17 protein-coding genes are annotated in these 21227 nt (G+C 43.0%); 10 read left to right on the top strand and 7 right to left on the bottom strand.

The genetic code is table 11. The features are described 5' to 3' along the window. Positions 1-135: 135 nt before the first annotated feature. Positions 136-894, top strand: a complete 759-nt coding sequence (locus QUB80_RS32970) for a peptidylprolyl isomerase (protein ID WP_289793677.1) — start codon at positions 136-138, stop codon at positions 892-894. Further along, on the top strand, positions 843-3560 hold the full coding sequence (locus QUB80_RS32965) for a type I secretion system permease/ATPase (protein ID WP_289793676.1): 2718 nt from the start codon (positions 843-845) through the stop codon (positions 3558-3560). The genes QUB80_RS32970 and QUB80_RS32965 overlap by 52 nt, the downstream gene beginning before the upstream one ends. Before the next feature lie 384 nt (positions 3561-3944). Here the strand turns inward: QUB80_RS32965 and QUB80_RS32960 are convergent, their stop codons facing one another. The 4 genes from QUB80_RS32960 to murC form a co-directional block, all read right to left on the bottom strand. Continuing rightward, positions 3945-5390: an alpha/beta hydrolase gene (locus tag QUB80_RS32960; protein ID WP_289793675.1), complete on the bottom strand. Its 1446-nt coding sequence runs from the start codon at positions 5388-5390 to the stop codon at positions 3945-3947. A 93-nt stretch (positions 5391-5483) separates the two neighbouring features. Next, positions 5484-5822 carry an inorganic diphosphatase gene (locus tag QUB80_RS32955; protein ID WP_289793674.1) on the bottom strand — a complete coding sequence of 113 codons (339 nt, stop codon included), beginning with the start codon at positions 5820-5822 and terminating at the stop codon, positions 5484-5486. Between the two features lie 123 nt (positions 5823-5945). Further along, positions 5946-6941 carry a UDP-N-acetylmuramate dehydrogenase gene (gene murB / locus QUB80_RS32950; RefSeq protein ID WP_289793673.1) on the bottom strand — a complete coding sequence of 332 codons (996 nt, stop codon included), beginning with the start codon at positions 6939-6941 and terminating at the stop codon, positions 5946-5948. A 158-nt stretch (positions 6942-7099) separates the two neighbouring features. Further along, positions 7100-8563 (bottom strand): UDP-N-acetylmuramate--L-alanine ligase, encoded by a 1464-nt coding sequence (murC, locus tag QUB80_RS32945; protein ID WP_289793672.1) that lies wholly within the window; start codon positions 8561-8563, stop codon positions 7100-7102. Between the two features lie 341 nt (positions 8564-8904). On the opposite strand from murC, the gene nadD reads away from it, so the two are divergent. The 3 genes from nadD (at position 8905) to QUB80_RS32930 (ending at position 11206) form a co-directional block, all read left to right on the top strand. After that, on the top strand, positions 8905-9525 hold the full coding sequence (gene nadD / locus QUB80_RS32940; protein WP_289793671.1) for a nicotinate (nicotinamide) nucleotide adenylyltransferase: 621 nt from the start codon (positions 8905-8907) through the stop codon (positions 9523-9525). Between the two features lie 124 nt (positions 9526-9649). Next, on the top strand, positions 9650-10666 hold the full coding sequence (locus QUB80_RS32935) for a type I glyceraldehyde-3-phosphate dehydrogenase (RefSeq protein WP_289793670.1): 1017 nt from the start codon (positions 9650-9652) through the stop codon (positions 10664-10666). Between the two features lie 354 nt (positions 10667-11020). Next, the gene (locus tag QUB80_RS32930) at positions 11021-11206 is read left to right on the top strand and encodes a hypothetical protein (protein ID WP_289793669.1); all 186 of its coding nucleotides are present in this window, start codon (positions 11021-11023) and stop codon (positions 11204-11206) included. 96 nt (positions 11207-11302) lie between these two features. Here the strand turns inward: QUB80_RS32930 and thiL are convergent, their stop codons facing one another. Beyond that, positions 11303-12367: a thiamine-phosphate kinase gene (gene thiL, locus QUB80_RS32925; protein WP_289793668.1), complete on the bottom strand. Its 1065-nt coding sequence runs from the start codon at positions 12365-12367 to the stop codon at positions 11303-11305. Positions 12368-12646: 279 nt separating this feature from the next. Further along, positions 12647-13753, bottom strand: a complete 1107-nt coding sequence (locus QUB80_RS32920; protein ID WP_289793667.1) for a peptidylprolyl isomerase — start codon at positions 13751-13753, stop codon at positions 12647-12649. Positions 13754-14038: 285 nt separating this feature from the next. On the opposite strand from QUB80_RS32920, the gene QUB80_RS32915 reads away from it, so the two are divergent. Both QUB80_RS32915 and QUB80_RS32910 read left to right on the top strand, forming a co-directional pair. Beyond that, complete coding sequence (locus QUB80_RS32915; RefSeq protein WP_289793666.1) at positions 14039-14389, top strand: YbaB/EbfC family nucleoid-associated protein; 351 nt, start codon at positions 14039-14041, stop codon at positions 14387-14389. 172 nt (positions 14390-14561) lie between these two features. Further along, positions 14562-15071, top strand: a complete 510-nt coding sequence (locus QUB80_RS32910) for a low molecular weight protein-tyrosine-phosphatase (RefSeq protein WP_289793665.1) — start codon at positions 14562-14564, stop codon at positions 15069-15071. A gap of 129 nt (positions 15072-15200) precedes the next feature. Here the strand turns inward: QUB80_RS32910 and QUB80_RS32905 are convergent, their stop codons facing one another. Beyond that, positions 15201-15872, bottom strand: a complete 672-nt coding sequence (locus QUB80_RS32905; protein WP_289793664.1) for a rhomboid family intramembrane serine protease — start codon at positions 15870-15872, stop codon at positions 15201-15203. Between the two features lie 260 nt (positions 15873-16132). On the opposite strand from QUB80_RS32905, the gene QUB80_RS32900 reads away from it, so the two are divergent. From QUB80_RS32900 to QUB80_RS32890, 3 genes are all read left to right on the top strand, one after another. Further along, on the top strand, positions 16133-17020 hold the full coding sequence (locus QUB80_RS32900; protein WP_289793663.1) for a hypothetical protein: 888 nt from the start codon (positions 16133-16135) through the stop codon (positions 17018-17020). 118 nt (positions 17021-17138) lie between these two features. Further along, a complete protein-coding gene (locus QUB80_RS32895; RefSeq protein WP_289793662.1) occupies positions 17139-17855 on the top strand; it encodes a Uma2 family endonuclease in 717 nt (238 codons plus the stop codon). Positions 17856-18156: 301 nt separating this feature from the next. Continuing rightward, positions 18157-21225 carry a PAS domain-containing hybrid sensor histidine kinase/response regulator gene (locus QUB80_RS32890; protein WP_289793661.1) on the top strand — a complete coding sequence of 1023 codons (3069 nt, stop codon included), beginning with the start codon at positions 18157-18159 and terminating at the stop codon, positions 21223-21225. The last annotated feature ends 2 nt before the right edge of the window (positions 21226-21227 follow it).

The raw sequence follows: 21227 nt of genomic DNA, 5'->3' as shown, positions 1-21227 counted from the left end.
GCTAGAGTTGCGACTCCGGTTTGTAAGTCTTACTATGGCAATAGTGTCCTCGCTTGAGAATATTAACTAGTCAAGTATTTTCTTTGCTGGGAAATTGTATAGTTAGTAGCCTGCGTGTATCTCGGTAATTACTTTATGGAATCTTCATCATTTTTGAATGTAGATGAGCAACCAATTTCCTTAGAACAAGTAGTAAAATATCTGCAAATTTCTGGCAAATTGGGACAATTTATAGGAGATATTCTGCGTCAATATATAATTGATCAAGAATTACAAATGAGAGAAGATATTGCCATTAGTCCGGCTATAACCGAACAGGCAATAATTGATTTTCGGCTTAAAAATCAACTAAGCGAGCCTAAAGCTTTTCAAGAATGGCTAAAAAATAATGGTACAGATTATGAAATATTTCACTCAACAATTTCTTTTAACTTTAAGTTGGAAAAATTAAAAGCTGTAGTCACAGAAAATAAGCTACAAGAATATTTTATAGAAAGGAAAATTTTCTTGGATCGCGTAGTAATTTCACGAATTATAGTAGACAATCGGGAATTAGCTGAAGAACTACAAGCTCAAATTGAAGAAGGAGCTAGCTTTGAACAATTAGCAAAAGAATATTCACTTACAGATGACCGAATTGTAAACGGAATCATGGGGCCGGTGAGCCGGGGTAGTATGCCAGATAAACTCAGGGCAGCAGTAGACGTAGCTAGCCCTGGAGAAATAATAGGGCCAATCGAGCTAGAAGAACGTTATGGTTTGTTTCGTGTAGAACAATTTCTTCCAGCTTCCCTGACAGATACTCAACTAAAGCAAACACTACAGAATGAGTTGTTTGAGAAATGGCTAGCAGAGAAAATTCAAAAGCTGACAGTCAAACTGCAAGTGAAATAAAAACTACAGACGAAGAATATTCACATACAAGGGTGCTAGCCTCTCTACCTTGGAATCAACCACCACTATGCTGGTTAAATGCCGAACAACAAACCTTTTTGAAAAAGCAGTCAGAAAGTCAGTGCTTTAATTTAGGAGAAAAAATTTGGCCAAAAGATGGAGCTGATTACCAATATTTGATCGTTTCTGGAAAAGTTCGCTTGCGAGAAGAAGAAACAGGGAAGCCCTTAGCAACACTGCAAGTAGGCGATTGGTTCGGTAGTTTGCAACAGCTGCCTGTTGAATGTAAAGCTGTAGCTGCCAGTAAAGACGTGATCGTGGTGCGTTGGAGTGCAGCAGTATGGATGGAAGTTTCTACGCCAGAGATTGAGGAGTATTGGCAAGGCTCTAAAGAAGACGCGGAGACACGGAGACACGGAGACACGGAGAAAAATGAGGACAAGGAGACAAGGAGACAAGGGGACAAGGGGAGAGAACCTGATTCACAATTCCCCGCGTCCCCGCGTCCCTCGCTCCCTGTGTCCTCTCTTTCCCCCCAACCAACTTACCCCTTTGTTTCCAGTCGCAACACAGCTGCTGCTTGTTTGACAATGGTGGCGCAGCAGTTAGACAATCCTGTCAAATTGGAATGGGTACAGCGCCAACTGAGAGGACAGCGCCCAAAACATTTGGTAGAAACAGCAGAAAAGTTAGGCTTTGTAATGCGGCGATTGCAAGTGAGTTGGAGTAATTTGCAGCAGTTATCTTTTCCTGCTTTGTTACCTTGGGGTGGAGCGACAGAAAGTGAAGCAAGTTGGGTGGTTGTTTATGCCGTCAGGGGCGATCGCCTAACAATAGCTAATCCTCTCAATCCAGATTGCACGTGTGAAGTTTTGCCGCAGTCAGTGGTGGAAGAGTATTGGCACGGGCAGCTATGGCAAGTAGAACTGATTCAGAAGCAGGAAAGATTTAATCTCGGTTGGTTTTTACCAGCAGTATGGAAGTACCGAAGATTACTCATAGAAGTGCTGCTAGCATCTTTTACATTACAGCTTTTGGGATTAACAACACCCTTAATTACCCAGGTTGTCATTGATAAAGTCATGGTGCAGGAGAGTTTAGCGACTCTCGATGTCATGGCGATCGCGCTGCTGTTGGTGGCACTGTTTGAGTCAATACTTGGTATCCTGCGATTGTTTATCTTTACCCATACTGCCCGGCGTTTGGATTTGAGTTTATCGGCGCAGCTATTTCGCCACTTGATGCGTCTGCCTTTAGCCTATTTTGAATCGCGGCGGGTAGGAGACACAGTTGCCCGTGTTCAAGAACTAGAACAAATTCGTCAGTTTCTTACGGGTACAGCTTTAACTGTCATCTTAGACAGCATCTTTGCTGTGGTGTACCTAGCACTGATGTTTTACTACAATATTCCTCTCACTTTCACGGCTTTAGCTGTATTGCCTTTGTTCGCCATCTTGACATTGGTAGCCACACCGATTCTCCGCAATTGGCTCAACGAAACTTTTAATCGCAGTGCCGACAGTCAATCATTTCTCGTCGAGACAGTCACGGGAATTCATTCTGTCAAAGCTCATGCAGCAGAACCAATCGCACGCGATCGCTGGGAAGGTTTGTTTGCCCGTTTCATTCGTACAGGTTTCAGAGCCTCTACTACCTCGAACATCAGCAGTAATATCGGTGATTTTCTTACTAATTTTTCTAGCCTGCTGATTCTGTGGTTTGGGGCTAAGTTAGTAATTGAAAACAAGCTTACCATCGGACAGCTTGTTGCCTTTCAAATGCTTTCCGGTAGAGTCACAGGGCCATTGCTACGCTTAGTGCAACTATGGCAAAATTTACAGCAAGTTTTACTTTCTGTAGATAGGATTGGCGACATTCTCAACGTAGCTCCAGAAGCCGAACCAGGAACTGGTTTAGTTCTGCCACCTCTCAAAGGGCAAGTCAGCTTTGAGCAAGTCTTCTTCAGCTATCGAGCCAACACAGAACCAGTTTTGCGGGGTATCTCTTTTTCCGTCCAACCAGGGCAGTTTGTTGGTATTGTCGGACGTAGTGGTTCTGGTAAAAGTACTCTTTCTAAACTTTTGCAGCGCCTGTATCAAATCGAATCAGGACGTATCCTGATTGATGGTTTTGATATTAAAAGTGCCGATTTAGTTTCACTGCGTCAACAAATTAGTGTAGTTCTGCAAGAAGATTTTCTGTTCAACGGTTCGATATTGGAAAACATCACCCTTGGAAATCCCGACATTACCGCCGAACAAGTAGTAGAAGCAGCCAGGCTCGCTGTTGCTCACGACTTTGTCAGTGATTTACCCCACGGCTACGAAACCAACGTTGGCGAACGCGGTACAGCCTTATCTGGCGGGCAGCGACAACGCATTGCCTTAGCACGCCTGTTTCTTTCGCAAGCACCGATTCTGATTTTAGATGAAGCTACCAGCGCATTAGATAGCGAAACAGAACAACAAGTCTTGCAAAATCTGCAACAAGTTTCTCAAGGGCGAACTGTATTTCTGATTGCCCATCGTTTTGCCCCTCTCAAGCGTGCAGATTTAATATTGGTGCTAGAAAAGGGTGTTCTAGTTGAACGCGGTACTCACTCCGAACTGTTGCAGCAACAAGGTTTGTACTGGTCGTTATATCAGCGCCAACAAGTAAATATTTAGCCCATATTTGCCTAATTTTCCAAATTGCTACAAAATTTTACCCTCTCTCTCGCTATTAACTTAAACAAAGAGGGAGGGAATTTTGTCCTGCCCTAATACCAATTCTCTATAAACTTACACTTAATGAGTACCAATTTCTTCCTTTGTGTTCTACCCTTACGGGAAGCCGCTCCGCGTCTAATGTGTTCTTTGTGGTTAGTTTTTTAATATTAACTGCATATTCAAGGGGAAATGATTGTCATAAACCTCTTGCACTCACTTTATTTTCAAAAAAATTGACTAAAGATAGATACAGATGGACACAGATTTTATCAGTGTTTATCTGTGGTTGTAATTAACCTAGATTCTAATTTTTGCAAGAAGTCTAATGTCTTTAATATAGTCTTACCTTGCCAAAGGAAAAGTAGCTGCCAATGTCCAACCAAAGAACATTGCACTGCCAATTGCATAGCTGACTGGTGCATTGAGTAAGCTAGCAGCAAAGGAGAAAATAGCTATCATAATTGGAAATACTGGCAGCAAAAGTGAAATAAAACCAAGTTGAGGCAATAGATAAAGCACTAAAATAAAACCTCCGATTAATACCGTGCTTTGCCCAAACCACCAAAGAATTCGTTTTCCAAGTCTAAGATTTTGTTGTGCCACTCCCGATGCTAAAAACCAAGGAAAACAAGTTAGTGCCAGTAAGGGAAATAACGCTAGACGTGCTGGAATTAGCCACCATTGCAACCACACTACCTGTGCCATTACTCCAAAGCCAGTCCACAATACCAAAAATAGAACTATGCCAACAAAGGCGGCTCGGAGTGTAGGAATTGGTAACCGTGACATGATAATTAGCCAAGCTATACCTGCTACACCAAACCAAATGGCTATTGCACTACCTACTAATATGCCACCTAAGCTTTCAATGTTGCTAACATGACTGAGCAATACAAGTACACTGGTTGCCACAAACGGCGCTATCAGTAAGCCAACAGAGCATTTGAACTTCCTTGCCTTGGGTGTAGTAGAAGACACAGCTAAATTAGGAGCTACTGCTCCAAGTAAAGCCAACCATGCTAATAAGTGCAAAGCATACCAAAACATCCGACGGTCAACATAGTTACTTTGACGCTGCACTCCAAAGGTGGCATCGAGCCAGTTTTTCGCGGCTTGATAGCTCTGATTGTTAAACAAAATTGTAATGTGTTCGACATTGGGGATGACGACAAACTCCCGCCCCCTGCCATCACCTAAATCCTTATTTTCTCCACCTGCTTGTTTTAATAAACGCTGGGCATTGGCGATAAATCTACTCTCCCAACTGCCTGCTTGCAATTGGAGGTTACGAGGTGCGTTTGCTGTCACGTAAGCACTTGTAGGCGAAATTGCCACAGTCGCAGCATAACGATTGTCATTGTCAATTGCAGCCGCCATCACTGCACCACTTCCCATCGAGTGTCCTAAAGTAGCCAAGCGCGATGCATCTACTTCTGGTTGTGCTACAAGTGCAGCATAAGCAATCTCAAAATTTCCAGAAAGTGAATTTCTCTGCAAAGGTTTGCTATTAGCTGCATGACTATCAAAATCCCATAGCATTACCGCGTAACCTGCATGGGCTAAAACGTGTGCGTAGCCGAGCATTAATTGCTTAGAACCTGCATAGCCATGCGCTACCAAAACACCAGGTACTTTCAATGCATTCTTTGGTGCTAGGTACAATAGCGGTACTTTCTCACGCTCTAGTTGACGCACTACCAAGCCAGCCCGTGCCGACATCACACCCCACCAAGAAAAGGCAATCAATATTATTGTCAAAATCAGCACCAGTAAACGTTTGCTATTCATGAAAGTCAAGGTGATTTAAATGCAAACTATATCTTTTTTTACATCTGTATGTTTGAAGACGGGAATGGGTGTGAGGAGCGATCGCCAATTACTCTACGGGCGCAAAACAACCGATACGAAAAACTGCTCTTGGAACTCTGTCAAAGCCAAGATTTGTTCGTCGCTGTAGTTTTTACCTTGCGGTACAACAATTAGCTTGTCATCCACATCATTAATGCGATGAATAATGGCGATACAATCACCCTCAAAGTAGCTTAGAGGCTCAAATATACCCAAGATGTAAGCATCCACTTCCTGCCCATCTGGAGCGAGAGTATTGGGAATATAGCCATAGTTTATGGGGTAAATGTATCCGTACTGTGGATGCCTACAACCCATTGGGCGATCAACAATAACAGCAACGGTTTTACCAAGAAATTCTTTTGTATCCATTTGTATTTGATATCATGCGATCGCAAATACAATTTTTTTCCCCCTACACCCTATTTTTAGTCAAAACAAGCAAAAGCGCCAGCTAGCTGCTGGCGCTGAGTCTAAATTAATAATTTGCAAGTTTCAACAAGCTAATGAAAACTCACCGATCATTTTAACTTCTGGTTCTAACAGAATCGACCAATTTTCCTGTACTTGATATTGAACGTGACGAATCAGATTAAAAATATCCCAAGCACTAGCACCGCCACAGTTGACGATAAAATTAGCATGGCGCTGGGCTACTTGCGCTTTGCCAATTTGATAGCCTTTTAAACCGGTTTGTTCAATTAACCAGCCTGCTGCGTAAGGTTTGGGATTGCGGAAAACACTACCACAGCTGGGTAAATGATAAGGTTGAGTTGATAGACGATGCTGTTTGTGTTGCTTGGTAATTGCCATTACTTGTGCAGGATCTGCACCTGGTTGCAGTTGAAAAGTTGCTTGCGTAACTATGCGATCGCTACCTTGCAACATAGAAGTGCGGTAACTGTAATTTAATTGATCGCGGGTTAGCGTTAAGAGCGTACCATCAGGAGAAAGTACTTGGGCGCTAACTAAGATATCTGCGATGCAGCTATTGTGCGCTCCTGCATTCATGACTACCGCACCGCCGACAGTTCCGGGAATACCAACAGCCCATTCCAACCCTTCCCAACCGAGTTCTGCTGCTTGCCATGCTAAACTAGGTATTGATTCTCCAGCTGCAAGAGTAACTTGTCCTGTTTGCGGGTCAAAATGACTGTGGCGTAGGTGGCGGGTAGCAATTACCAAGCCTGGAATGCCGCGATCGCTCACTAACAAGTTGGAACCAGCTCCCAATATAGTTACTGGTAACTCATGTTCTTTTGCGTAGTTGACACTCGCTTGTAGTGCCTCTAAATTGCGGGGAGCAACATACCACTCAGCAGGGCCACCTACTCTATAAGAAGTACACCCTGACAAAGAAACTTGCGATTTAATTATACAACCAGCGTTTTCTAAGTAAATTTCTTTACTTTTTGAACTAGTAATTTCTTGTTTTATCGTAGTCACACCAGAATAAGAGCAGACATCTACAGCTGCCTGGGAGCTTTTCATATTACCAAAATGAGTGTAATTTTGACATTCATCAACCGTAAAAACACGGTAATATTTTAAGGCAATGGAATCATTGCTAGACTGTGCAACTCTAAGCCGAGAAAAACCTTTGGGATCTTATAAAAATCGTGCCTTTTGCAGTTTTTTCTTTATCTTTTTTAGGATGTAGCTGTGGCTGGCTGCCGAAGTGTTGCAATGACTTCCGGAATTATTTGATTTAAATTTCCGGCTCCCAAAAATAGCGCCAAGTCTCCAGGACGCAATGTATGCTGTAGGAAATCACACATCGAGGCTAAGGTAGGTTGATAGTAAACCTGCTCGTGATGCTTGGCAACTTCTGCTGCCAAATGCTCACCACTAATCTGCCCTAAATTCACCTCGCCCGCACTATAAATGTCAGTAAGTATAACTGCATCGGCATGAGTAAAAGACTCAGCGAATTCTTCCAAAAATGCCAATGTTCGACTATATCGATGGGGTTGGAAGATTGCAACTACTCTTTGCCCTGGTCTAGCTTGTAGACGAGCAGCAGCGAGAGTTGCGCGAATTTCACTGGGATGATGAGCATAATCATCAATAAAGGTAATGCCATCAACTTCACCCCGGAATTCAAAACGACGCCTTGCACCTTCAAAAGTGGCAAGTCCTTTAGCAATTTCTCCGAACTCTAAACCCAAAATCCTACCTACAGCAACTGCTGCCAAAGCATTACTGAGGTTATGACGACTGAGCAAACGCAATTTTAATACACCTAGAGCCTTACCGCGCTCCCATACTAAGGCAGTAGTACCATCGGCACGATAGTCTATATTAGTAACGGTGTAGTCAGCACCAGTTTCTTGGTATAAACTATAACTAATTGTTGGCTGTAAGCGATCACGCACGGTAGCGCAATCAATACTACCTACTAATATCTTACAACTTTTAGCAAAGGTCTGGAAAATTTCAACGACTTCTTCTAAATTGCCGTAGTGATCGGGATGATCTAGTTCAATATTGGTGATAATGCCAATTTCGGGAGCGTGTTTCACCAAAGAACCATCTGATTCATCTGCTTCTGCGACTAAATATGGACTATGCCCTAGTCGAGCATTGCCTTCCCAAGCATTAACTTCGCCACCAACCAAAATGGTTGGGTCAAGTCCTGCTTGAAGTAGCATATAGCCAATCATACTACTAGTGGTAGTTTTGCCATGAGTACCAGCAACAGCAATGCTGTGATACTCTGCTATCAAAGCTGCTAAAACATCAGAACGATGAAAAATTGGGCAGCCTAACTCCAGAGCTGCTTTATATTCCAAATTATTTGTATTAATTGCAGTTGAACAAATAACTTGTGGTAGTTGTGCTAATTCTACAGAAGATTTTTCCTTTTGAGTATTTAATACTACTTCATTTTCTTTTGCCCTTGGGCGAAAGAATTCCAAATTGCTTGCTTGTTGCTTATCAAAAATATGAGTTCCGATCGCTTCTAACCTACAAGTAATGTGGTTAGGGCGAAGATCTGAACCAGAGACCGGCAATTGGCGTTTGGCAAGTACATATGCCAAAGCAGACATCCCAATGCCACCGATACCAATAAAATGAAATGGTCTACCGCTAAAGTCTACTTGATTTTCCATTTATTACTCCTCTTACACCACACCACACAATAATCACAAATGACACGCGTATCATAACAGGAATTTGTTTTTACCGTTACTACCTCTGTATAAATTTCATATCTGAATGATATGCAGATTGTTGCGCTTAGATTTGGCTAGATCAAAATGATTTTATCCGTGCTGACATTTTTTATCTTCCTGAACTAATAATATGTTTATTCTGCAAATTTCTGCATAATCGGGAAATAAACTGCTGTAGTTTGAAACACATATTTTTACCTATTTGCTAGAATTAGTTACAATAAAAGACTGGTAATAATGCTGCTTTAATTATTGAATTCAGCCAAACAAGTGAGCGGATGCGGCAAGTAGCAATTTTCGGTGGCACATTCGATCCAGTTCATTGGGGGCATCTTATCGTAGCCGAAGCAGCTTTGCATCAAGGAAGCGTCGAACAAGTAATTTGGGTGCCATCATATAATCCTCCTCATAAAAAAGCGGCTTCTTTTCAAGATCGCCTAGCAATGCTCCAGGCGGCGATCACAGATCACCCAGCGTTTGCTGTCTCACTAGTAGAGCAAACGCGATCGGGAACTTCCTATGCCATCAATACTTTAATTGACTTATCCAATCTTTATCCCAATACTCATTGGTACTGGATAGTCGGCTTGGATGCCTTCCAAACCTTACCCCATTGGTATCGCGGACAAGAACTAGCACAATTGTGTAATTGGTTAATCGCACCCCGCATTACCGATTCTCAATGCATAGCTCAAAGCGAGTTAATCTGCAAGCAAGTGGAGCAGCAGCTGGCAAAGCAGTCTATCATCATACACTGGCAATTATTGAATATCCCTTTAATTGGACTTTCGTCAAGTCTAATTCGCAAATTCTGTCGAGAACGCAAATCACTTCGCTACTTAGTCCCAGAATCAGTGAGAAACTACATCGGCGATCGCAACCTCTACACCGATAGCTAAAGATAAAAATTAATTTTTTTTTTGGGATCTAACACTTTATAGTCATAAATACTCCCCCTTTGCGATATGATCGGGGTCAAGCATAGGATTTAATAAGGCACATATAGACAGAGGGCAAGACGCTGTGATTAGAGTTGCTATCAACGGTTTTGGGCGCATCGGGCGTAACTTTATGCGCTGCTGGTTGGGTAGAGAGAATAGCAATATCGACCTTGTTGCTATAAATGACACCTCAGACCCTAGAACCAACGCTCACCTGCTGAAGTATGACTCGATGCTAGGGAAGTTAAAGAATGTTGATATTACTGCTGATGATAACTCAATTATCGTAAACGGCAAGACCGTTAAATGCGTATCCGATCGCAATCCAGAAAACTTGCCCTGGAAAGAGTGGGAAATAGACCTAATTATTGAAGCAACAGGTGTATTTACTGCTAAAGAAGGGGCAATGAAGCACGTCAATGCTGGAGCCAAGAAGGTTTTGATCACTGCCCCTGGCAAAAATGAAGATGGTACTTTTGTGATCGGTGTTAATCATCACGACTACGATCACAACAAACACCATATTATCAGTAACGCCAGCTGTACTACTAACTGCTTGGCTCCGGTTGCTAAGGTGTTGCACGAGAAATTCGGCATCATCAAAGGCACAATGACAACTACCCACAGCTACACTGGTGACCAGCGCTTGTTAGATGCTTCTCATAGAGATCCACGGCGGGCGCGTGCTGCGGCTATCAACATTGTGCCTACCTCTACTGGTGCTGCAAAGGCTGTAGCGTTGGTACTGCCAGATCTTAAAGGCAAGTTAAATGGTGTAGCATTGCGCGTACCCACTCCCAACGTTTCAATGGTGGATTTCGTCGTGCAGGTTGAGAAGCAGACAATTACAGAAGAAGTCAATCAAGCACTCAAAGATGCTTCTGAAGGACAGCTTAAGGGTATTTTAGACTATAGCGAACTACCCCTAGTATCATCTGACTATCAAGGTAGTGATGCTTCCTCCATTATTGATGCTAGTTTAACGATGGTAATGGGCAGTGACATGGTCAAAGTTATGGCTTGGTATGACAACGAGTGGGGTTATAGCCAGCGTGTTCTTGACTTAGCAGAATTGGTAGCGGCAAAGTGGACTAAATAGTTTTGTTAGTGGTTAGTAGTTAGTTGTTAGTAGTCACTTTTTTAACCACTATCTACTGTACGGGAGGCAGCGCGCCCTTGCGGAGCCAGTGCGGTGAAGCAGCCCCCGTCTTGGCGGTTCCCGGCGTAGACGCAAAGCGGTGAGGGGGTCGCAGTCTTGGCGGTTCCCGTCACGATTGCGAACCCCTGAACCTGTTCGTCGAAGACGTTCCCGAAGGGTAAGGCTTCCCGTAAGGGTTGGGGGACTGCTGTACGCCCTTGGCGTTCCCTCCGGGTACCCGGAGGGTGGACGGGTTCCCCGGCATAAAGGAGCCAGCGCGTTGCGGAGCCAGTGCGGTGGTGAGCCAGCGCGCCCTTGCGGCTTTGCCGACTTGTAGCGACTGGCGAAAGGGTTCCCCGGCATAAAGGAGCCAGTGCGCCCTTGCGGGTTAAGCGCGTTGTAGACGCCCAGAGGGCGGCTTCCCGCAGGGTAGCACCTGGCGTCACCTGGCGTCGGGTTAAGCGCGTCGAGTGCGACTGGCGTCACCTGGCGTCGGGTTAAGCGCGTAGAGTGCGACTGCCGTGCGGGTTTAGAAGATAAATCATCAGTTTGAACAGCAAGATTATCAACACAACCCGCCCCTACTATCCACCAACACTAACTAAAATGTTGAAATCCCCGATTCAGGCTCAAAACTTGATTGGGGAATTCTTTATTTTGGTCATGTAGCAATACAGTTGAACCCTCTACAATCTCTCCTACAATAGCTGCGCTGTCATTTAAATTTTGTACTAATTCATTGGCTAGCTGTTTTGGCAAACACAGTACCAATTCAAAATCTTCCCCACCGTATAGGGCATATTCCAGTGCTTGCTCTGTGGTGAGCCAACCTTCAAAAGCTTTTGGTAAAGGTATTTGTGTAAATTCAACCACAGCACCAACACCGCTAGCACGACAGATTTGCACTACAGCATCTGCCAAGCCATCGCTGCTATCCATGCCAGCAATGGGAATTTTAGATTTTGGAGCCACTGCGTTGCGGAGGTTCCCTCCGTTGTGGCAAGTGGCGTGATTTTGGATTTTGGATTGGGAATCCAGAATTGCCCAAAGCAATGGTAATATATCTAATCTTGGTCGTGGACGCTGGTGTGCGCCAATTAAAGTATTTCTATCTTCATCGCTAAGGTTTTTTTCCAATTCTGGATGCAGGAGTAATTCTAAGCCAGCACGAGATGCACCATGAACACCAGTCACAACAATCGCATCTCCGACTTGAGCTTGGTCACGGCGAATAATACGATGGGAATAAGCTTGACCGAAAGCAGTAATGGCAATGGTAATTACAGGCGATCGCACCACATCACCGCCTACAATCGGAGTATCATGCTGTTGCAAGCATTCTGTCATACCCTCGTAGAGTCGTTCTACCCAACTGACGGCTACATTGCCAGGAAGCCCCAATCCAACAGTAATTCCTAATGGGAATGCGCCCATTGCCGCTAAATCCGACAAATTAGCGGCAGCAGATCGCCAACCCACATCTTCTGGTGATGTAGTAATATCACTGAAGTGAATATTATCAACTAATACATCTGTAGTTACTACCAGAGATTTCCCTGCTTCAGTAGCAATAACTGCTGCATCGTCCCCGATAATTTCGGCGGGACAGAAACGCTGCAATATTTTTAACAATCCTTGTTCGCCAATGTCTTGAACTTGCATGAGAAGAGAATTCACTGTTCACAGTAGTTCTTGGGCGTTACACAAATACTTTGTTACAGAATTAGCGATCGCAACTAAGCAGGTATTTGCCGAAGGAAATCTTAGTTAAAAGTTGAGAGTTAGTAGTTAGTAGACTTAATGAACTGTGTACACAAAAGGGTAAAGGGTAGAAGCGATTGGGCAATTAAATTTTGGATTGTAATGTCATCTAAAACCCAAAATCTAAAATTCCTAGTCCCTAGCCCCTAGCCCCTAGTCCCTATTTTCAACAACCACTAACTACGCTTGCTGTGGTTCGACTAAATTTTCTAACCCTTTGACAACTTTTGCCGATTCAACTTTGTCACCCGCCTTCAATTCTCGCAAAACTTCTTGACCTTCAATGACATAGCCAAAAATAGAGTAACGGCCATCCAAAAGGTTGCGTCCGGCTGGCGTCAATTCTGGCTCATACAAAAAGAAGAAAAATTGTGAAGAACCGCCATTAGGATCACTTTCTGGGCGAGCCATAGCCACCGTGCCGTAAGCCGAGAATGGCAAAACTGGTAAATCAGTATAACGACCAGCTTCTTCTAAAGTAATACCGTAAGTAGGCTCTTTATCACCATCAACCAAGTATTCTAGGGGAACTGCACGGTATTTGCCAGTTTTTGGATCGACAAAACCAACTTCCTTGCCCGGTGGATCGCCAGTTTGCAGAACATATGATTCTTCAGAACGGGTGAATTCTAAGCCGTTATAAAAACCCCTTTGTACTAAATCAACAAAATTTCCAGCCGTAACAGGAGCGCTATAACCATCTACAACGAGAGTGACAGTGCCTTTATTGGTTTTCATTTCCACGGTGGCACGGCCTTTCAGTTGAGGCAAATTACTGTACTCTGTAGGAACTTCAAAGGGAAATCCCTCCACCATTAACTCTTCTAGTTCTCCAACTAGATTTAGTAACTCGGCTCGTTTTTCTTTAACTTGTTCTTTATCTTTAGTTTGAACTACTTCTTGCAGGTCATTTACACCTGATTTCAACTCAGAAATCAGAGCTTCAGCTTTAGGCTTACGTTCATCTGGGACACTAGTCAAAATTTGGGAAGGATTGTTAAGTATCCGTGATGCTTTGCCAACGTCTTTGGACACAGCACCCCAACGTCGATTTGCCCGTAATTGGTTAGAAATGTCTTCTAAACTAGCTTGCAGTTCTCGCACAGGTTTATTATCTATTGGCAGTGCGTACCGCAACAAAGCTTTGCCATCAGTAATTGCATTCCCAGCCGGTAGACCGGCGCTACTAGAGGGAGTCCACCCAAATGTATTTATCCCTAAAAATAGTGTTACCAACAGCAGTGTAATGAGAGTATTTTTCAACCGAGATTTTAATAAGTTAAGCATGAGAAGGCAAGAAACGCAGTATCAAATTCTTGACTGGGCATAACCCATCAATAATCTTCCCACAGTACAGTCAGCATATGTAAAGGCAAAAGCAGACGAAACGAGAAAGTCAGAAAATTTATGCTTTATGCTGTTAGTTCAAAAGTTGGCTACTTTTGGTAATATTGTGCCATTCTTGATCAAATGCAAAACTCTAGGAGTAAAAATAGGCAAATCAGCCACCGCATCTATAATTGAATTTGTTGAATTTGACTTGTTAATCAAAGCACAGGTGGACAATTAATTATGACTGGTAAAGGACAGGGATTTGGCTTTGGCTTGGGAAAAATGAAAGAACTGGCTGACGCCTTTAAAAAAGCGCAGCAAGTACAAGAAGGTGCCAAGCGACTCCAAGAAGAATTGGAGCAAATGGAAATCCAAGGAGAAGCAGGCGGTGGTCTGGTTAAGGTAATAGTCAGTGGAAATCAAGAACCCAAGCGGGTGGAAGTTTCGCCAGATGCCCTCAATGAAGGAGCAGAGGTACTTTCCGATCTCATTACGGCAGCAATGAAAGATGCCTACAATAAGTCCACGGCAACAATGCGGGAACGCATGGAAGAATTGACCAGTGGGTTGGAACTTCCTGGTTTTCAGTAAATAGTGATTCTTAGTTTGTCATTTGTCATTTGTCTTATCCTAATGACAAAGCGCAAAGTCTGTAGACGCCCTTGCGGCTTCCCGCAGGGTGCGCCAGCTACCGGCGTTAGCGCAAGCTCCTCCACAAGGAGGCTCAGAACTTTGTAAGAGAGGACAAAGGATAAGAAAATCTATGGCTTACAAGCTTTTATTTGTCTGCCTGGGGAATATTTGCCGATCGCCAGCAGCAGAAAATATTATGAATCATCTGATCGAGCAGTCTGAGTGGAGTCAATCTTCTGGATCGCCACTGCGCGATCGCATTATCTGCGACTCTGCTGGAACATCTAGCTATCACATTGGTAGCCCCCCAGATCGACGCATGAGCGTTGCAGCTGCTCAAAAGTTAGGAATAAAAATGCGTGGTCGTGCTCGCCAGTTTCAAGAATTGGATTTTCAAGACTTTGATTTGATTTTGGCGATGGATCGAGAAAATTATGAGGACATCCTCTATCTCGATCCGACTGGGCAACATCACCATAAAGTACGTCTAATGTGTGATTTTTGCTCCAGACATACTCTCAAAGAAGTTCCAGATCCTTACTACGGCGGTGCAGAGGGATTTGAGCGAGTGATCGATTTGCTCGTCGATGCTTGTGAAGGTCTGCTCGAATATGTCATTAGTCTAGAAACTGTATCGTGACGCTTGATAATTAGTGATACTTAATTGGTAAAAATTTTACCAATTCTTGTAAATATTGGATGATTTAACTTCATCAAAAAAAGTGACCACTCAGTTAAGAGTGGTCACAACAAAAATTATCTTCTAGCTCTAATCCTGTTTAAATAATCCAAATAAGGGAGCGAGTATAATCCCAAACACAAAGCCACCAATATGGGCCCAGTAAGCAACTCCCCCTGTCTCCATAGTCATATTGGCAGCTGTTTGTAGAGCGGCAAAACCAGCGATGACATTCTGGATAAAAAATAACCCTATCAGTAGAATGGCAGGAACTCTGATTGTGGTGACGAAAAAACCTAAGAAAACTAAGCTGAGAATTTGAGATTGGGGAAAACGAATTAAGTATGCCCCTAAAACACCAGAAATAGCTCCGCTTGCGCCTAAGGAAGGAATAGCAGAATTCATATTGATAAACCACTGGCATAAGGCAGCTAAAGCACCACAACTCAAGTAAAAAATGAGATATTTGATATGACCTAAACGGTCTTCGATATTGTTGCCAAAGACCCACAGAAATACCATATTCGAGATCAGATGCCACCAACCTCCATGTAAAAATTGTGACGTAAATAATGTTGGCCACTCTCCAGCAAAATTAGCAGTTAATTGTTGCGGAACAACTGCATACTGCTGTAAAAACTGTTCCAAACCTGGTCTTGATAAACTAAGTTGGTGAAAAAAAACTAAAATATTCATCCCAATCAACCCATAGGTTAAATACGGGGTGATTCGTGTCGGATTGTTGTCATGAAGGGGAAACACGGATACTCTTCCTAATTGATTGGTTAACTGCAATATAGCCTGTAGAGCTTTTAGACGAACAAATGATCATCAACAATATTTGCGTTCTAAAACTCCTTGATTAGCAATTGTTAGTTTGCTTGTAAACTTGGGAACACTATCAATGAGAATTGAAAAAGTTGATTGTTTCATGTTATTATTATCAGATTTGTTTCAACATCGATTGGATTAACCCTCAAGCTCTCAGTAAATGCTGAAACATTGGTTGAATGAGCTGTCAGATGAATACAAATACTAATCCAAACATAGCCGACGGTGCTGAGAAAAACTTTACCGTTGCAGAACAAATAACAGATTGGGCTTTAGATCAGCCAAAGCCAGAACCTCAAGAAATAAACTTGTTAGATCCAAAGTTCAATGAAGTTTGGCTCGGACTCACATCAGGTTTTGAAAATTTACTTCTGGATCTGAGGAAAAAACGCCACGATGTAGATACTGATTTGAAAAAGCAAATAGAAGTAGCTGTTCAAAGGTGTCGAAATGATACAGGAGTTCCTGCCATTAAAGAAATTCAAAAGCGTTATGAAATCGAGCAGAGTTACGAAATTATTTACGAGAAGTATCTGAATGAAATACGCGCTCACATAACAAGATATTTATCATCACTAGATGAGGTTTTGCAGCGATCGCCACAACGAGTCAAATCACAAGTAGCAGAGGTATTGATTGCTCAGGACAATTTAGGAAAACTGACAGAAGCTAGAGGTTCTGAGTTTATTAAAGCAATAGCCGCACAAATACCTAATCAACTAGTGCAAGGTAAACCTAGTCAACTTAAGTCTGCATTCCAGGTGCTAGCGGAGTTTGAGCTTTCTTACCCTGAATTTTTACACTATCGCATTCGTCCTCATTTAGATGGACTCACCCCAAATGAACCGAAAACGCTTCAGCTAACATCGCCCTCTGCTGAACAAGTGTTTCTCAATCTCAAAATTGCTCAGATTGAAAGTGTTCGTAAGTGTGAAAAAAGTTTGAAAGAATTACTCAGTGAACCTAATCAGCTTACTTTTGTCATTGTCGAAGACTTTGTAGATTGTGTCATTCGTGCTGCGGATATCAAGAGTGAATGGCAGCTATTTTTACAACAAGTGCGCACACCACTGAGTTAATAGTAACCGTTTGTCTCAATGTGGGCGATCGCTCTTCACCACAATATCTAAACTTAAATATATGAGCGACAATCCTTAGCCTGTAGTCAATAAACCCAATTAGGAGGTTTTGTAGCGTATGGTACAGCAACTTCCATCAGAAACCGCAGCAGAAATCATCTACCCGGAAAGTGACGGGCAGCCAATGGCAGATAACACTAAACAATTTCGCTGGATTGTCACCATTAAAGAAAATTTAGAAATCTTGTTTGCATCACAAGATAATATCTTTGTCGCAGGAGATTTGCTTTGGTATCCAGTTGAGGGAAAGATAAAAATTCGCCAAGCTCCCGATGTTATGGTGGTTTTTGGTAGACACAAGGGTGATAGAGGGTCTTATTTACAGTGGAAAGAAGACAACATATCACCACAGGTAGTATTTGAAATCCTATCTCCTGGCAACACAACTAAAGAGATGGCAAACAAGCTTCTGTTCTACCAACGTTATGGCGTTGAAGAATATTACATATATAATCCAGACACCTTGGAATTAACTGGTTTGCTACGTTCTGGGGATAACTTAGAAGTAATTGAAGAAATAAATAATTGGGTTAGTCCTCGCTTGGGAGTGCGGTTTGAGGTAACATCAGACACACTGGAAATTTATCGTCCTGATGGACAGCGATTTCTAACACCAGTAGAACTCGATCAACTCCGAGAACAAGAGCGTCAACGCGCTGAACAAGAGCGTCAACAGAAGGAAGCAGCACTACAGCAACTAGAGCAGGAGCGGCAGCGCTATCAAGACTTGTTAGCGCGATTGCGAGAAAGGGGAATTGATCCAGAGCAACTTTAACTAAGAGATATTAACGTTACAAAAAGTGTTAAGAAGTACTTATTTTTAAAATAAATTTTAAGTACTATAAAGCTCTATTTCCGTTTTTGTCCGGATCTCTACTCAATATAAATTTGGTTTAAATAGAGACAGAAAAGTCAGAAATTGGTTTACTCTATTAATTTTCCGAGTTTGACAGTTCACTCTGCTTGATAGACACCCAAATACGGACGATTTTGTGCAACCAATTTCAGATTTGAAGCATATCTAACCCTTGATCTAGTAAAAGTCCTCAAATCTATGTTGGAATGCAGGATTGACCATGAGCCAAAGATTACCATCTGAAAACTCTCAGGCGAATGAGCAACAGGAAATCGCCAGCGAAATGCCACGAGCAAACTCTCAGAACACCCCAAAGCGCAACGAAGCACAATTCAACGGTGTGACTCGTGAATGGGTTGGAATAAACACTGATGTAACTCAAAATAACCAAGCACAAATTGCTATGCACGATAGCACAGCATACTTGGAGCAAGCCATTGAATATGCTCCTGTAGCGATGGTTGTGTTTGATCGCGAAATGCGTTATCTGGCTGTGAGCCGTAAATGGCTCCAAGCAAATAATCTAACAGATGACATTATCGGACGCTCTCACTACGAGGTTTTTCCTGACGTTTCACCAGAGTGGCAGCAGATTCACCAACGGTGTTTAGCAGGAGCGATCGAACAACGTGAAGAAGATTGTTATCCACGCGCAGATGGATCTGTTGAATGGGTACGCCGATCGCTCCGCCCTTGGCATACAGCAAGCGGTGAAATCGGTGGCATGATCATGTTTAGCGAAAATATCACTCAGTATAAACAAGCTGAAGCAGCCCTGCGCGAAAGCAAACTCCTATTGCGCTCTATTTTAGAAAGTACACCAGACGTTATTGTTGTTAAAGACCAGAAGGGGGATTATATCGCCCTTAACTCTAATGCATCCAATTTTCTTGGCAAGTCAGTTGAAGAATTTATTGGTAAGGACGATTTTGAGTTGTTTCCGCCTGATGTTGCACAAGAATTGATGGCAAAAGACCAACAGATTCTCGCTACAGGCGCTATTGAGACTTATGAGGAGGTTCTCTCTAATGGTGAGACTAGTGAAATATTTTTCACCACTAAGGCTCCTTGGCGGGATATTGATGGCAGTATTCTGGGTGTCATTGCTGTAACACGAAATATTACCGATCGCAAACGAGCGGAGATGGCGCTTCAACATAGCGAAGAAAGATTCCGCACGCTAACTGAAGCCACTAGTCAACTGAGTTGGACTACCAATGTAGAAGGTGAATTTACTTCTGGGCAAACCCAATGGAATGCTTTTACTGGACAGTCATTTGAGGAACTGAAAGGATTGGGATGGCTAAATGCTGTTCATCCCGATGACCAATCTCAAGCTTACAATTCATGGTCAGTGGCTGTTACCAACAAAACAACTTGTGAGGTAGAGTATCGTCTTCGTCATCATGATGGTGAGTATCGCCACATGAGTATTCGAGCAGTTCCATTACTGAATGCAGATGGCAACATTCGAGAGTGGTTCGGTGTACATACTGACATTACCGAACGCAAGCAAGCCGAGCAAGTGCTGCGTCAAACGCTAGAAATTCTAGACTCAGCCAGCGATGCTATTATCATTCGGGACATGGATGACCGAATAGCGTACTGGAATCGCGGAGCAGAACTCCTCTACGGTTGGAAAAAAGAAGAAGTCATCGGACAGTACATTCACACATTCCTGCACACTGTCTTTCCCAAACCCTTAGAAACTGTCTTAACGGAGTTTTTGCAGCAAGGACACTGGCAGGGAGAACTACACCACACCACCTGTGACGGACGTCATATCATTGTAGCCAGTCGCTGGACACTACAACGCGATGGAACTGGGCAACCTTGCAAGCAATTGGAAATTAACAACGATATTACCGAACGCAAACAATTTGAAATAGCGCTTGCCAAAGCCAAAGAAGCAGCAGAAGCAGCAAGTTTTGCCAAAAGTGAATTTCTTGCCAACATGAGCCACGAGCTACGGACTCCGCTTAACGGTATTCTGGGTTATGCTCAAATTCTTCAGCGTTCCAAACACCTCAAAGAAGAAGAGCGATCGCGGATTGATGTAATTTATCAATGCGGCTCACATTTACTAACTTTGATCAATGACATCCTGGATTTGTCAAAAATTGAAGCACAGAAAGTAGAACTAATACCCACCGATTTCCACTTCCCGGCATTTCTGCAAGGCGTAGCGGAAATGTGCCGCATCCGAGCCGAACTGAAGAACATTCAGTTTCACTCTCAATTAGCCCCAGAATTACCCATCGGTATTCATGGTGATGAAAAACGCCTGCGGCAAGTGTTGATAAATCTTCTGAGCAATGCCATCAAATTTACCGATGCAGGCAGCGTCACTTTCACGATCGCTTATGCCTCTGAAGGAAAAATCCGCTTTGAAGTACGCGATACAGGTGTTGGCATACCCCAGGAAAAACTCCAAGCCATTTTTCAACCTTTTGAGCAAGTAGGAGATAGTCGCCGACAAACCGAAGGCACTGGCTTGGGCTTGGCAATTAGCCAAAGAATTGTGGAATTGATGGGCAGCACCATTCAAGTTCAAAGTGAAGTGGGCATTGGTAGTATTTTCTGGTTTGAGGTGATCTTGCCTGAAGCCGATGAATGGGTGAAAACTTCTCAAGCCGACGACAAAGGACAAATTATTGGCATCAAAGATTGCCATCCTAAGATTCTAGTGGTTGATGACAAATGGGCAAACCGCTCTGTGATTGCCAATTTGCTTAGTCCCATCGGTTTTGAAGTTTTTGAAGCCGAAAATGGGCAAGAGGGTTGGGAGAAAATCTTAGAATTTCAGCCAGATCTTGTCCTCACCGACTTATTGATGCCAAGTCAGGATGGATTTGCACTCATCAAACGTATTCGCAATTGCGAAGCGTTTAAAGACATTGCCATCCTTGTTTCATCAGCAAGTGTATTTGAAAGCGATCGGCATCGCAGCTTGGAAGTAGGAGGAAATGATTTTCTCCCCAAACCAGTACAGGCAATGGAACTTTTCCAGAAATTACGAAAACTTCTCCATCTGGAATGGGTTTATGAAGAGCAAAAAATTGTTAGCCAACCGGAGGTAAATAATGCTGAGATGGTTGCTCCACCTACCGCAGAACTGGAAAGCCTGCATGAGTTGGCAATGAAAGGCAACTTTAAGGGAATTATTAAACAAGCGGCATTGCTCGAACAGATGGATAAAAAATACATCCCCTTTGCTAAAAAGATGCACCAATTAGCCAAAGGATTTCAAGACCAGGAAATTTTAGCACTCATTCAATCTTACAAATAAGC

It is taken from the genome of Chlorogloeopsis sp. ULAP01 (assembly GCF_030381805.1).
Taxonomy (GTDB): Bacteria; Cyanobacteriota; Cyanobacteriia; order Cyanobacteriales; family Nostocaceae; genus Chlorogloeopsis.
Note: the sequence above shows the minus strand (reverse complement) of the source record. Positions and strands in the feature narration are given on the sequence as shown.